Genomic DNA, 14041 nt, shown 5'->3' on the forward strand with positions numbered 1-14041 from the left:
GAAGGACGAGCCACGCAATGCGGAGTAAACAGGCATGACCGCAGCAGAACGCCGGCCGGTTCTCGATGTACAAGGCTTCTCGCTGAGCTTTTCGAATTTGCCCGACGCACCGAACGTCGTCGACCGGGTGTCCTTTCTCGTCCACGCGGGCGAGACGCTGTGCGTGGTCGGCGAGTCCGGCTGCGGCAAGAGCGTGACGTCGCTCGCGCTGATGGGGCTGCTCGCCAGCCCGCCCGCACGTCGCGTCGCGGGCACGGCGCATTTCGAGGGCGTGGATCTGTTCGGGCTGTCTGAGCGCGAACTCGCCGACATTCGCGGCAACCGCATGTCGATGATCTTTCAGGAGCCCATGACCTCGCTGAATCCCGCCTACACGGTCGGCGAGCAGATCGGCGAGAGCATCCGGCGGCATCGCGGCGTCAGCCGCGCAGCGGCGCGTGAAGAGGCGCTCAAGATGCTGCGGCTTGTTCATATTCCCGCGCCCGAAACGCGGCTCGATGCGTTTGCGCATCAGCTGTCGGGCGGCATGCGCCAGCGCGTGATGATTGCGATGGCGCTCGCGAACAGCCCGCGCCTGTTGATCGCCGACGAACCCACTACCGCGCTCGACGTGACCATTCAGGCGCAGGTTCTGGCGCTCGTGCGCAATCTGCAGAAAGAGACGGGCACGGCGATGCTGCTGATTACGCACGATCTAGGCGTGGTCGCCGAAGTGGCGGATCACGTGGCGGTGATGTATGCGGGCAAGATCGTCGAGTACGGCACGGTGTCCGATCTGTTCGACGATCCGCAGCATCCGTACACGATCGGGCTGATGGGCGCGATTCCGTCCGTCGGCAAGCGAGAAGGGTCGCTCGCCACGATACGCGGCTCCGTGCCGACGCCCGAGCAGATGCCGCGCGGCTGCCGCTTTGCGCCGCGCTGTCCGTTTGCCGAACAGCGTTGCATCGACGCCGCGCCGCCCGAGCGAACGCTCGAAGGCGAGCATCGCGTCGCCTGCTGGCTCGCGCCTGTCGAGCAGCTCGTGAAGCCCGCGCAGCAAACGGAGCTGACATGAGGCCCGCGAATCCGTCACACCCCGCGTCGCACCCCGCGTCACACATCGCGACGCCCATCATCGAAGCCAGCGCGCTCACCAAACGCTTCGGCGGCGAGCGGCAGATGTTCACGCGCACGCCCACGGTTCATGCCGTCAACGAAGTCTCGTTCGCCGTGCACACGGGCGAGACGTTCGCGATCGTCGGCGAATCGGGCTGCGGCAAGTCGACGCTTGGGCGCATGCTGCTGCGTTTGATCGACGCGACGCAAGGGCGCGTGCTGTATCAGGGCGAGGACATCACGCATTGGCAGGGCGCGAAGCTGCGCCGCTTGCGCCGCGACATGCAGATCATCTTTCAGGACCCGTTCGCGTCGCTGAATCCGGGCATGACGGTCGGGCAGATCATCGGCGAGCCGGTTGCGTTTCATGGTCTCGCGAGCAGCGGCAGCGAGCGCCGCGAACGCGTCGCGCAGCTGCTGACCAAAGTCGGCCTGCAGCCGGCGTATGCGCAGCGCTATCCGCATGAATTCTCCGGCGGCCAGCGGCAGCGCATCGGTATCGCGCGGGCACTGGCGGGCGAGCCGAAACTGATCGTCGGCGACGAGCCCGTGTCGGCGCTCGATGTCTCCGTGCAGGCGCAGGTGATCAACCTGCTCGAATCGCTGAAGGCCGAACTCGGGCTCACGCTGATCATGGTCGCGCACGATCTCGCCGTGATCCGTCACATGAGCGACCGCGTCGCGGTGATGTATCTGGGTGAAATCGTCGAACTGGCGCAGGTCGACGAACTGTTCGACGCGCCGCTGCATCCGTACACGCAAGCGCTGCTGCGCGCGATTCCTGCCAGCAGTCCGCACGAGCGCCGCACGAAGCCCGCGCTGCAAGGCGATCTGCCCAGCCGGACGGCGCCGCCGCCCGGCTGTCGCTTTCATACGCGTTGCCCGCACGCGAAACCGCGCTGCGTGCAGGAGCGCCCGCTGTCCGAAACGCTGCCGGGCGGACGGCAGGTCGCGTGTCATTTCTGGCGCGACGTGCAGAACGCGGGCGGCGGCAGGCCGCTCGTCGCGAGCGTCAGCGCGAAGCTCAACGAGCGCCTGGCGATCTATCGCGAGAAGCAGAATCAGCCGCAGGCCGCACCGAGCGCCGAAGCGAACCGCTAACGATCACCTATGGCAACCCGAACCGCAACAAGGACACGACGCATGCGAAGAATGTTGATTGCCGCCGCGCTCGCATTGAGCGCTTCCGCCGCGATGGCGCAGACCACCATCCGCATCGGCCTGCAGGACGATATCGGCTCGCTCGACCCGGCCCGCAGCGTGCAGTTTGTCGACCGGATCGTGTTCGCGTCGCTGTGCAATTCGCTCGTCGATGTCGCGCCCGATCTGAAGATCGTGCCGATGCTCGCCACGTCGTGGACCACGGGCGACGACGGCAAATCGCTGACGTTCAAGCTGCGCCAGGGCGTCAAGTTCCAGGACGACGAGCCGTTCAACGCCGCCGCCGTGAAGGCGAACCTCGACCGCTACCGCACGCTGCCGACCAGCAACCGCAAGAGCGAATTGTCGTCGGTCGATCATGTGGATGTGATCGACGACAGCACCGTGAAAATCGTGCTGAAGCAGCCGGACGCCGCGCTGCTCGCCACGCTGTCGGACCGCGCGGGCATGATGCTCGCGCCGAAAACGCTGAGCGACGCGGCAGGCGTCGCGTCGCATCCCGTGTGCTCGGGGCCGTACAAATTCGTGCAGCGCGTGCAGAACGATCGCGTGGTGCTCGAGAAGTTCGCCGGTTACTGGGACGCGGACAAGTATCCCGTCCAGCGCGTGGTGTTCCAGCCGATTCCCGACAGCACCGTGCGTCTCGCGAATCTGCGCTCGGGCTCGCTGGATATGCTGGAGCGTCTCGCGCCGTCCGACGTCGCCGCCGTCAAGAGCGATGCGAACCTGCAGTTCAAGCCGGTGACGGGTCTCGGCTTCTACTACGTGACGTTCAACATCAACAACGGCCCGCGCGGCAACGGTCCGCTGAAGGACAAGCGCGTGCGGCAGGCGTTCGAGCTGTCGATCGACCGCGATGCGATCGACCAGGTGATCGGTGCGGGCATCTTCACGCCCGCGAACCAGGGCATTCCGAAATCGAGCCCGTACTACAACGCGTCGCTGCCGACCTCGAAGCGCGACGTCGCGAAGGCGAAGGCGCTGCTGAAGGCGGCGGGCCAGGAGCATCCGACCATTGAATTCGCGTATCCGAACAACACGGTCGCGAGCCAGATCACGCAGATGCTGCAGGCCATGCTCAGCGAAACGGGCATCACGCTGAAGCTGCGTCCGAGCGACTACGCGACGGAACTGAACGCAGGCCACACCGGCGACTTCGAAGCGATGTACACGGGCTGGTCGGGGCGCCTCGATCCCGACGGCAACCTGCATCAGTTCAACACCTGCGCGGGCAACCTGAACTACGCGCACTACTGCAACCAGCAGGTCGATTCGCTGCTCGATTCGGCGCGCACCAGGCAGACCCAGGCCCAGCGCAAGTCCGACTACGACGCCGCGGGTAAGATCCTCGCCGACGACGATCCCATCGTCTACATCTACGCGCAGCCCTGGCCGTTCGTGCTGTCGAAGAAAGTGCAGGGCTTCACGCCTTACGCCGACGGTCTGGTGCGCCTGCGCGGCGTGTCGATCAAGGGCTGAGCGTCATGCTGCCGATCATTGCGAATCGCCTGCTCGTGGCCGTGCCGACGCTGATCCTGGTGTCGATGCTGATTTTCGGCTTGCAGAAGCTGCTGCCGGGTGACCCGGTCCGCGCGATGGCGGGCGAGGATCAGGACCCGCAGCTGATCGCGACGCTGCGGGTCAAGTATCACCTCGATCAGTCCGTGCCGACGCAGTACGCGCTATGGATGCGCGATGTCGCGCACGGCGATCTCGGTTCGTCTTTGCGCACTGACGTGCCCGTGCGCGCGTTGATCGCGCAAAAGCTGCCCGTCACGATCCAGCTCGCGGTGATGGCGATGATTCTCGCCATTGGCATCGGCATTCCGGCGGGCGTGATTTCGGCGGCGAGCAGGGGAGGGCCGCTCGACTACGCGGCAAACATCTTCGCGCTGTCGGGCATGTCGATACCGAATTTCTGGCTCGGCATCATGCTGATTTTCATCGTGTCGGTGCGCTGGCATCTTTTGCCGTCGTCGGGTTATGTGTCACCGGGCGAGGACTTCTGGCTCAGCATCAAGACGATGCTGATGCCCGCGTTCGTGCTGGGCGCCGCGCTAGGCGCGCAACTGATGCGCCATACGCGCAGCGCAATGCTCGGCGTCTTACGCACCGACTACATCCGCACGGCGCGCGCGAAAGGCTTGCTGCGCGGCGCCGTGGTCGTCAAGCACGCGTTCCGCAATGCGCTGATTCCCATCGTCACCGTGCTCGCACTGCTGTTCGGCGAACTGCTCGCGGGCGCCGTGCTGACGGAGCAGGTGTTCACGATTCCCGGCTTCGGCAAGCTCGTCGTCGATGCGGTGTTCAATCGCGATTACCCCGTCGTGCAAGGCGTCGTGCTCGTCACGGCGGTCGCGTTCATCGTCGTGAACCTGTGCGCGGATGTGCTCTATATCCTGCTCAATCCCCGACTGAGGCGCAGTTGATGGCTACTTCAATCGATGTCCGATCCGCGTCGGCGGCCGCCGCGTTGCCGCGTCGCAAACGCAGGGGGCTCACACGCTTCATGCGCAATCGCGCGGCCGTGTTCGGTGCGTTTCTGGTGGCGCTCATCGTGATCATGGCGCTGTTCGCGCCGTGGCTCACGCACTACGACCCCGTGCAGGCGAGCTTCATGACCGTGCGCCAGGCGCCGTCGGCAGCGCACTGGTTCGGCACCGACGAACTCGGCCGCGACGGGCTGAGCCGCCTGCTGTACGGCGCGCGTGCGTCGTTGCTGGCGGGCGTCGTGTCGGTCGGCATTGCTGTCGTGCTCGGCGTGCCGCTGGGGTTGATCGCCGGTTACTTCGGCAGGTTCGTCGACGGCGTGATCTCACGCATCGCCGATGCGCTGCTGTCGATCCCGTTCCTGATTCTCGCGATCGCGTTGAGCGCATTTCTCGGCCCGAGCCTGACGAACGCGATGGCCGCGATCGGCATTTCGGCGATGCCGCGCTTCATTCGCCTCACGCGCGGCCAGGCCATCAGCGTGAAGGCCGAAGAATATGTGGAAGGCGCGCGCGCGATTGGCCTCGATCACGCGCGGATCATGCTGCGCTACATTCTACCGAACGTGCTGCCGCCCATCATCGTGCAGGCGAGCCTGACGGTGGCGAGCGCGATCATCGCCGAAGCGAGCCTGTCGTTTCTCGGGCTCGGACAATTGCCTCCCGCGCCGTCGTGGGGCTCGATGCTTAACACGGCAAAAGACTTCGTGAGCCAGGCGCCGTGGATGTCGATCTTTCCCGGCGTCGCGATTTTCCTGGCCGTGCTCGGCTTCAACCTGCTAGGCGACGGCCTGCGCGACGCGCTCGATCCGCGCGAATCGTGATGCTTTTCGCGCGCTACGGCTTTCGATGGCGCGCGGTCGAACCAGCAAAACCACCAGAGTGACAACATGACAAGCTTCAACTGGCAGAACCCTTATCCGACGCTGCGCATGCCCGTGTTCGCGCGCAACATCGTGTCGACGTCGCAGCCTCTCGCCGCGCAGGCCGGGTTGCGCATGCTGTGGAAAGGCGGCAATGCCGTCGATGCGGCCATCGCGGCAGCAGCGGCGATCACCGTCGTCGAGCCGGTGTCGAATGGACTCGGCAGCGACGCGTTCGCGCTCGTGTGGGACGGCAGCAAGCTGCACGGGTTGAACGCGTCGGGCGTCGCGCCCGCTGCGTGGAACGTCGATTATTTCAGGCGCAAATACGGCGAAAACAACGGCGTCGCCGTGCAGCCCGTGCGGGGCTGGGACACGGTGACGGTGCCGGGGGCGATCGCAGGCTGGGAAATGCTGCATCGGAAGTTTGGCTCGCTGCCGTTCGCCGATCTGATGGAGCCCGCCATCGAGATCGCCGAGCGCGGCCATGCCGTGGCAAACGTCGTCGCGCGCAAGTGGGCGGCCGCCGTGCCCGAACTGAAGAACCAGCCGGGCTACGCCGATACGTTCATGCCGCGTGGCCGCGCGCCCGAAGTCAGCGAACTGGTGAAGATGCCGGGCCACGCCAAGACCTTGCGCATGCTGGCCGAACACGGTCCGCGCGCCTTCTACCAAGGTGAAATTGCCGAACGCATCGCGGCGTTTTCCCGCGATTGCGGCGCGGCAATGACGCTCGACGATCTGCGCAACTACCAGCCCGATTGGGTCGAGCCGATCGGCAAGAACTATCGCGGCTACACGGTTCACGAGATTCCGCCGAACGGGCAGGGCATCGCCGCGCTGATCGCGCTCGGCATCCTCGAACAGTTCGACGTCGCCGCGCTGAAGCTCGACGGCATCGAATCGCAGCATCTGCAGATCGAAGCGATGAAGCTCGCGTTCGCGGATGTGTACCGCTACGTCGCCGATCCGCGCTCGATGGAAGTGACGCCTGCGCAAATGCTCGACGACGCCTATCTGAAATCGCGTGCAAAGCTGATCGATCCGAAGCGCGCGACGCACTTCGGATTCGGCATGCCGAAGGCGGGCGGTACGATCTACCTGTCGGCGGCCGACGAGCGCGGCATGATGGTCAGCTTCATCCAGTCGAACTATATGGGCTTCGGCTCGGGCTGCGTCGTGCCTGAGATGGGCATTTCGCTGCAAAACCGTGGCTGCGGTTTCTCGATGGACCCGAAGTCGCCGAATGTGGTCGAGGGCGGCAAGCGGCCGTTCCACACGATCATCCCGGCGTTCCTCACGCAGCAGGTGGACGGCAAGCAGGAAGCGGTCATGAGCTTCGGCGTGATGGGCGGCGACATGCAGCCGCAAGGGCACCTGCAAACCGTGGTGCGCATGCTCGATTACAGCCAGCAGCCGCAGGCGGCATGCGATGCGCCGCGCTGGAAGGTCAACCGCGATTTCTCCATAGATATCGAATCGACGCTCCATCCGCAGACCTCACGCGCGCTCGAAGGCCTGGGCCACACGATCAAGTCGATCGATGATCCGTATATGGATTTCGGTTCGGGCCAGTTCATCTGGAAGCTCGATCGCAACGAGCCTGAACGCGGCTATGTCGCTGCAAGCGACAGCCGTCGCGATGGGCTGGCCGCAGGGTTCTGAGCGTCGCATCGCGCGCCGACCGTTCCTGCGGCGAACCGCGAAGGCGTCAGCGGACGTCTTCGCCACCTTTATATACACACAGAAGCTCCGTGTTATTTGACATAATATAAATTATCAACGGAATGGATGTGAGTCCCAAGTTCAGATGTCGCGTTTCCGCTAAATAGAAATGTCGTATTTCGACATTAGTTTGATCGTCGACCATCCGTTTGGGAGCGCCGGCGATGAACGCGACTGGGACGATCACGATGACGATGCGTGAAGTGGATCGGTTCAAGGTCATTCAGGCCGTGACCGAGGCCCGGCTCAAGCCGGGCCAGGCGGCTGAGCGCCTGGGATTGTGTGTACGCCAGGTCGAGCGGCTGGTGCAGCGTTATGAGGCAGCCGGCGTGGCCGGACTGGTGTCGGGCAAGCGTGGCCGGCCGGGCAATCACCAGCTTCCTGCCGGCAAGGCGCAGCGGGCGCTGGCGCTGATCCGCGAACGCTACGCCGATTTTGGGCCGACGCTGGCGTGCGAGAAACTCGCCGAGTCTCATGGCGTGATACTAGCGAAGGAAACCGTGCGGCGCTGGATGCGTGAGGCCGGGCTGTGGATTCCGCGCAAACAGCGGCCACCGAAGCTGCATCAGCCGAGGAACCGTCGGGCGTGTCTGGGCGAACTGGTGCAGATCGACGGCAGCGATCACCGGTGGTTCGAGGAACGCGCGCCCGCGTGCACGCTGCTGGTGTTCATCGACGATGCGACGGGCCGGCTGATGGCCTTGCACTTCACGGCGACCGAATCGACCTTCAGTTACTTCGAGGCGATGCGCGCGTACCTCGACAGCATGGCAAGCCGGTGGCGCTGTACAGCGACAAGGCCAGCGTGTTTCACTGCAACAGCCATTCGGTCACGCCAGGCAAGGGTGTGACGCAGTTTGGCCGCGCGCTGTATGAGCTGAATGTAGATACGTTCTGCGCCAACAGCAGCCAGGCGAAGGGCCGTGTCGAGCGCGCCAATCTGACGTCGCAGGACCGGCTCGTCAAGGAATTGCGGCTACGCGGGATCAGCACGAAGGAGGCCGGCAATGCTTACGCGCCCCACTTCATCGCTGACTTTAACGGCCGGTTTGGCAAGGTGCCGCGGAGCACGTTCGATGCACACCGGCCGCTGCGGGTGGATGATGATCTTGATCTGATCCTGACGGTCCGTGTGCCGCGGCGCGTGTCGAAGGTGCTGACGGTCCAGTACGACCGGGTGATCTATCTGCTTGAAGACACGGTCGCCAACCGCAGTCTGATTCACAGTTATCTGGATGTGTTCGAGTATCCGGATGGGCGCATCGAGATCGGGGTGAATGGCGCTGCCCTGCCCTGTGTGCCGTATGACCGGCTCTCGGAGATCAATCAGGCGGCGGTGGTCGATAACAAGCGGCTTGGACACACGTTACAGATGGCGCAGTTGATCCAGGCGCAGCGTGATGACCGGCGGGCGTCGGGCTCGCCATCGCGGACCAACCAGGGCGAAGCGCCGCGGCCGTAGGAGCGTGCAGGTGACGGTCACTGGAGGCGATCGCGAGATATCTATCGCCGTCAGGAACCGCGGACCGGCCATACCGCCGACCTTCCTATGTCGCGTGTTCGAACCTCTTGAGCGCGGTCCAGGCGCTGAAACGCGGCCGGACTCAGAGGACAGCCTCGGCCCGGGCCTCTACATTGCAAGAGAAATCGCCCATGCTCACGGCGGCGATGTGGCCGCAAGGTCTGACGAATCGGAAACGGTCTTCACCGTTCGACTACCCCGTGGAGCTCCCGACGTCTGAAAAGACCCACCACACCAACGCTAACACTTTCGACTGGAGCGCCGATTGCGCTGATCCGCGCTGACGAGCCTCTCCAGTCATGTCTATGCAGCGACCCGAACCAGTTGACGAATGTCGCTCAGCGACGACCGACGTGGGGTGCATGCATTTGCCGTCAACGACAGGCAGTCCGTCGAGTTCCGATGGCTGCATCAATTATTTAATGTGCGGCTTCGATGACGCTCCAGATTCGTTCAGTGGAGTCGTCCGTGAATCGTCTGGCGATGACAGCATGGCACCTGGTGCACCGATAGTGCTCGAGAGCGAGCGTACCGTTACACTCAGCAATGCCTATCAATGTGAGGCTATCTTGCCGTTGAACATCGACGGGGCGGCCGTCAATGTTGGCGCATATATCGCAGACTTCCAAAGTGCCTCCTCACCTCGTCGTTGACGTTATCCAGTATTCGAACTGCCGTTTATGTAGCTACCCCCGGCTGTCCCTTTTTGGACATCACTGACAGCACTGGATCGACACCACTCGACGCCTTCTGCCTCCGAGCGGAACGCTGGCCCGCTAAAAGCGATTGCACTTTTCCCCGCTCCCAGCGTTCGCTCTACGGTGAGCGCCCAGTGCCAACCGCCGCCTTGTTCAAATACGTGAAGCGTTAAGCCGTGCGCATCCCTTGATTCCGTCATGTGCGCCTTCGTCGGCGGAAACGGATCGACGAAAAATGCCTTACCGTTTTCCGCTTGAGCATAGGCGCAAAATTGCTGCATCACAACAATAAATTGTGGTGCCGCCTATTGATGAGCACGCGGCTTTGTGCCGTAGGCGGCCATTTGCCGCCTCCCCCGACAAGGTATTCGAGCGCCAGCTTCGCACGCAAAAATCAGCCGGACGACGGTCCGCACATACATTCCGGATGAATGCACACGTTGTAGCTCGCGTCCGCAAACTTGACAGATAAACTTGCAAGTTAATCTGTCTTGATCTACGCTTCACTCATGGCTCGCTCCCGTCAATCCACTCCGCCGCTGGAATGCGTCGTCTCTGATCTAACGCTGGCTGTCGGCCAGCTTTTGCGTCGGCTGCGCAGCACCAATCCCGGCGACCTGAACCTGTCGCAGTCCAGCGTGCTCGCGAGGCTGGAACGTGAAGGCCCCATGACCACCGCCGATCTCGCGCGCGCCGAATCGATGAAGCCGCAGTCTATGAAAACCATCCTCGCGGGCCTTGAAGAAGAGGCATGCGTCGAGCGCGAAGCGCATCCCACGGACGGCCGCCAGATCCTGTTCGCGATCACGCGCAAAGGGCTGGACGAACGCAAGCGGCGCACGGCAGCCAAACGCGAATGGCTGCTGGCGAAGCTCGAACAGTTCGATCCGCAGGACGTCGCGACGCTTGCTGCGGCCATTCCGCTCATCATGCGGCTCGGCGATTCCACGCCTCCCTAGGGTTTCCGGATTCTCCAGCTTTCGTTGAAGGACGAACCATGAGCTTCGTTGCGATCTTTTTCGCGGGTGCCTTCCTGTGCAACGCGATGCCGCATCTCACCGCAGGTCTGCGCGGCGAGGTGTTCCCTTCTCCGTTCTCGACACCGCATGGCAAAGGGCCGTCGTCGCCGCTGGTCAATTTCCTGTGGGGCATGCTGAACGCATTGATCGGTCTGGCGTTGCTGGTCCACCATCCGTTCGCGCCTGGCGTGAACGTCGATAGCGCGGCGCTGCTCGTCGGCGTGCTAGTTATGGGTGCTTTCACATCGGTTCATTTCGGCCGTGTACGTCGCGAAGGTCTGTTTTGAGCGCGACGCAACGCGATCAGCTCGATCCGCTGGTCTGGAAAATTACCACCGTCGCCGTACTCGGCTCGCTGCTCGCGCAACTCGATGCGACTATCGTCAATGTGTCGTTGTCGGGTCTCGCGCAGGATCTTCATGCCACATTGCCCGCCATTCAGTGGGTGACGAGCGGGTATCTGGTGGCGCTCACATTGGTACTTCCGCTCAACAGCTGGCTGATCGACCGGATCGGCGGCAAGGCGCTCTACCTGTGGTGCTTCTCGTCGTTCAATCTCAGTTCGCTGCTGTGCGGCCTGGCGTGGTCGGCTGATGCATTGATCGGCTTCCGTCTGTTGCAGGGGCCGACCAGCGCCAGACGTTACGACACGCTGTTGGCTACGCCGCGATGCACCGTGCATCGGTCAACCTCACCGAGCCCCTGAAGCCCACCGCGACGGCGCAAAAGAAGTGAATGCCGTCGCGAAACGCTGAAAGTTTGTTGTTAGTTAAGTGGTCCACTTATGACTATGCTTCTGAGGCCACACCCTGAACAGACCGCCGGGCCGAGTGGCATGCCAATCCTTTTATAGAAAAGGAAGCGATGTCGCCCAATACATTGTCAATGCGTGCGCCCCACTGTGCGCTCAGGCTATCTGCTGTCTCCGTCATCGTCCCCCTTCTTGGCCTTTCGTGCGCCGCGCCGGTGGTCGCGGCTGGCGTCCTGCCGCAAGGCGGCGCCTATGTGAGCGGCAACGGCTCCATTGCCACGTCCGGCGATACGCTCACTGTCACCCAGCCTGGCTCAACGCGCGGAGTGATCGACTGGAACCGCTTTTCGATTGGCCGGAACAACACCGTCAACATCAACAACGGCAACGGCGCGACGCTCAATCGCGTGACAGGCGGCACGCCGTCGATGATCCTCGGCAAGCTGAACGCAACCGGCAGCATCTACCTGATCAATCCGCAAGGCGTACTGGTCGGACCACAAGGCGTGGTCACGACGGGCGGTCGCTTCGTTGCCTCCACACTCGACACCGACAACGCGTCGTTCATGGCCGGCGGCCCGCTCACGTTTTCCGGCCAGTCGACGCAACGCGTGGTGAATCTCGGCAACATCGGCTCGACGAACGGCGACGTGCTGCTGATCGCCGCGAGCGAAGTCGACAACTACGGCAACATCAGTGCGCCGAACGGCACCGCCGAGATCGCGGTGGGCAACAAGGTGCTGTTGCAGGACTCGTCCAGCTCCCAGCAGATGTTCGTGCAGACCGCGAGCGGTGGCGCAATCGTCAACACGGGCGCGATTGAAGCGGCGCAGGTGAATCTGCAGGCCGTGGACGGCAACATCTATGCGTTGGCCGGCAACGCCGACGTTCTACGCGCGACCGGCACCGCGGTGCGCGACGGTCACGTGTGGCTCGTCGCGGGTCCGAAAGGACAGGTGATTCTGGCGGGCAACATCGCCGCGAAGAACGCGGACGGCAAAGGGGGCACGGTCGATATGGACACGGGTCTCTTCACGTTCTGGGGCGACTTTGCGAAGGTCGTCGCGGGCCAGTGGAACGTCACGCTGCCCGCGTACACGTTCGACAACGGCGCGTCGCGTTCTTTCACGCGCAGCCTCAACGACGGCACATCCATTTCGATGACGACCACCGGCGCCAACGGCCAGAGCGGCGACCTCGTTGCGGATCAGAGCATTCAGTGGACCGGTGGCGCATCGCTCGCGCTGAACGCGGCACATAGCCTGACGGTCAGCCCGGGCGTCACGTTGAGCAACCAGGGCAGCGGCGCGCTGACACTGCGCGCGGACGCAGCGAGCGTGAACAACGGCGGCAGCATCACGAACAATGGCACGATCGACTGGTCGCAGAGCACCGGCACGGTCAGCGCGCTGTATGACATGAACGGCAGTTATTCGCCCGGCACTGTGCTCGCGAACAGTGCGTGGGTGGCGCCCGACTATAGTGGACTGGTTACGCAGAACACAGACTACAAGCTGGTCAATACGGTGCAGGATCTGCAGAACATCGAGAACGATATGAGCGGCAACTACGCGCTTGGCCACGACATCGACGCGACGGGTTACGCGTTCAAGACGCTCGGCTTCGCGAGCAAGGTGCAGTTCAGCGGGCAATTCGACGGCATGTGGCACAGCGTGTCGCATCTCAATCCTGACATCTCGTTCATCAGTGATATTGCCGCAAACGCGGTAGTGCGCGACGTCGATCTCCTCGACGCGTCGGCCGGGAAACAGGTGCCGTCGGGTCAATCTGAGGGCATTCTGGCCATGACCAATCACGGCACGGTCGTCAACGCCTTCTCCTCCGGCGTCATCGGTCCACGTAGCAACGACACGTCGGCGTCGGTAGGCGCTCTTGTGGGCAGTAACTTTGGAACAATCGCACGTTCGGGCAGCAGTGCCACGGTCTATCCAGACAGCGGCGGTGGCGGACTGGTCTCCGACAACTACGGAACCATCACGCAGTCGTATGCGACTGGCATGGTCCAGGCGATCGCGTCGCGTAGCCCAGCGGCAGGTCTCGCCGACCACAACGTGGGCACAATCTCGCAGTCGTTCGCAGCGGGGAGAGTTCTGGCATTTAATCCATTGAACGAAGGCGGAATCTGTGTGCGTTGCACAGTGCTCGGCAGCGACGTCTACTGGAATAAGGAAACGACAGGACAGGCGGAAAGCGGCGGCAATCTGCCCGCTTTGAACGGACTGACCACTGCGCAGATGAGTGACCCAAAGAGCTTCGTGGGTTGGAACTTCGGCAGCGATGGCGCGTGGGCGATGCCGGCTGGCGCCACGCATCCGGTGCTGCGCTGGCAGGTTGAACATTGAGCGGAACACAATGCTGTGGGACTGGATCAGTACGCGAAATCGTCGCCACCCTTCCCCACTCCAACCAACTGATCCCGACGACGACTGGCTCTGATCGACCGATTCTGTTGAAAAAGTCGTGTTGTGGTTGGGGGCGCAGGAGTTGGCGACACGTTTCCGAGTTGTGGCGCTTAGCGAATTGGCGAACTTGAATCAGGCAGCGATCCCCGTTGCTGGTCATGTAGCGGCCTGATTCATCTGCTTGCTTGCTGGCATGAGCCACTTGGCCATTCTTCGCAGATTTTGCGCGGTTGCTGCCATCAGGAACTCATCATGAGCACCGCTTGGACCGCGCAGTCGCAGGCGATCCAGC

10 protein-coding genes and 2 pseudogenes are annotated in these 14041 nt (G+C 63.1%); all 12 read left to right on the top strand.

The window, feature by feature from the left end:
* The first annotated feature begins 34 nt into the window (after positions 1 to 34).
* The 12 genes and pseudogenes from ACTJLB_RS06620 (at position 35) to ACTJLB_RS06675 (ending at position 13689) form a co-directional block, all read left to right on the top strand.
* On the top strand, positions 35 to 1057 hold the full coding sequence (locus ACTJLB_RS06620) for an ABC transporter ATP-binding protein (protein WP_020066048.1): 1023 nt from the start codon (positions 35 to 37) through the stop codon (positions 1055 to 1057).
* Positions 1054 to 2199 (top strand): ABC transporter ATP-binding protein, encoded by a 1146-nt coding sequence (locus tag ACTJLB_RS06625; RefSeq protein ID WP_440782823.1) that lies wholly within the window; start codon positions 1054 to 1056, stop codon positions 2197 to 2199. Before ACTJLB_RS06620 ends, ACTJLB_RS06625 begins: the two co-directional genes overlap by 4 nt.
* 42 nt (positions 2200 to 2241) lie before the next feature.
* The gene (locus ACTJLB_RS06630; protein WP_087754657.1) at positions 2242 to 3738 is read left to right on the top strand and encodes an ABC transporter substrate-binding protein; all 1497 of its coding nucleotides are present in this window, start codon (positions 2242 to 2244) and stop codon (positions 3736 to 3738) included.
* Between the two features lie 5 nt (positions 3739 to 3743).
* Positions 3744 to 4688, top strand: a complete 945-nt coding sequence (locus ACTJLB_RS06635; protein ID WP_027780164.1) for an ABC transporter permease — start codon at positions 3744 to 3746, stop codon at positions 4686 to 4688.
* Positions 4688 to 5572, top strand: a complete 885-nt coding sequence (locus ACTJLB_RS06640) for an ABC transporter permease (protein WP_440782824.1) — start codon at positions 4688 to 4690, stop codon at positions 5570 to 5572. Before ACTJLB_RS06635 ends, ACTJLB_RS06640 begins: the two co-directional genes overlap by 1 nt.
* 66 nt (positions 5573 to 5638) lie before the next feature.
* Positions 5639 to 7276, top strand: coding sequence for a gamma-glutamyltransferase family protein (locus ACTJLB_RS06645; protein ID WP_440782825.1), 1638 nt, complete (start codon positions 5639 to 5641; stop codon positions 7274 to 7276).
* A 224-nt stretch (positions 7277 to 7500) separates the two neighbouring features.
* Positions 7501 to 8792: pseudogene (locus ACTJLB_RS06650) on the top strand (ISNCY family transposase); the annotation flags it as partial.
* A complete protein-coding gene (locus ACTJLB_RS06655; protein ID WP_408473909.1) occupies positions 8737 to 9078 on the top strand; it encodes a sensor histidine kinase in 342 nt (113 codons plus the stop codon). The pseudogene ACTJLB_RS06650 and the gene ACTJLB_RS06655, both read left to right, overlap by 56 nt.
* Before the next feature lie 987 nt (positions 9079 to 10065).
* Positions 10066 to 10515, top strand: a complete 450-nt coding sequence (locus tag ACTJLB_RS06660) for a MarR family winged helix-turn-helix transcriptional regulator (protein ID WP_440782826.1) — start codon at positions 10066 to 10068, stop codon at positions 10513 to 10515.
* Between the two features lie 38 nt (positions 10516 to 10553).
* Positions 10554 to 10862, top strand: coding sequence for a hypothetical protein (locus ACTJLB_RS06665; protein WP_440782827.1), 309 nt, complete (start codon positions 10554 to 10556; stop codon positions 10860 to 10862).
* A pseudogene (locus ACTJLB_RS06670) lies at positions 10859 to 11200 on the top strand (MFS transporter); the annotation flags it as partial. The gene ACTJLB_RS06665 and the pseudogene ACTJLB_RS06670, both read left to right, overlap by 4 nt.
* Before the next feature lie 239 nt (positions 11201 to 11439).
* The gene (locus tag ACTJLB_RS06675; RefSeq protein ID WP_440782828.1) at positions 11440 to 13689 is read left to right on the top strand and encodes a two-partner secretion domain-containing protein; all 2250 of its coding nucleotides are present in this window, start codon (positions 11440 to 11442) and stop codon (positions 13687 to 13689) included.
* Positions 13690 to 14041 lie beyond the last annotated feature (352 nt).

Origin of the sequence: Paraburkholderia sp. 22098 (assembly GCF_052045935.1) — a bacterium.
GTDB classification, from domain to species: Bacteria; Pseudomonadota; Gammaproteobacteria; order Burkholderiales; family Burkholderiaceae; genus Paraburkholderia; species Paraburkholderia caledonica.

Coding starts and splice junctions, on each gene's coding strand:
- ACTJLB_RS06620 (WP_020066048.1), top strand. CDS start 35: ATGACCGCAGCAGAACGCCGGCCGGTTCTCGATGTACAAGGCTTCTCG.
- ACTJLB_RS06625 (WP_440782823.1), top strand. CDS start 1,054: ATGAGGCCCGCGAATCCGTCACACCCCGCGTCGCACCCCGCGTCACAC.
- ACTJLB_RS06630 (WP_087754657.1), top strand. CDS start 2,242: ATGCGAAGAATGTTGATTGCCGCCGCGCTCGCATTGAGCGCTTCCGCC.
- ACTJLB_RS06635 (WP_027780164.1), top strand. CDS start 3,744: ATGCTGCCGATCATTGCGAATCGCCTGCTCGTGGCCGTGCCGACGCTG.
- ACTJLB_RS06640 (WP_440782824.1), top strand. CDS start 4,688: ATGGCTACTTCAATCGATGTCCGATCCGCGTCGGCGGCCGCCGCGTTG.
- ACTJLB_RS06645 (WP_440782825.1), top strand. CDS start 5,639: ATGACAAGCTTCAACTGGCAGAACCCTTATCCGACGCTGCGCATGCCC.
- ACTJLB_RS06655 (WP_408473909.1), top strand. CDS start 8,737: ATGACCGGCGGGCGTCGGGCTCGCCATCGCGGACCAACCAGGGCGAAG.
- ACTJLB_RS06660 (WP_440782826.1), top strand. CDS start 10,066: ATGGCTCGCTCCCGTCAATCCACTCCGCCGCTGGAATGCGTCGTCTCT.
- ACTJLB_RS06665 (WP_440782827.1), top strand. CDS start 10,554: ATGAGCTTCGTTGCGATCTTTTTCGCGGGTGCCTTCCTGTGCAACGCG.
- ACTJLB_RS06675 (WP_440782828.1), top strand. CDS start 11,440: ATGTCGCCCAATACATTGTCAATGCGTGCGCCCCACTGTGCGCTCAGG.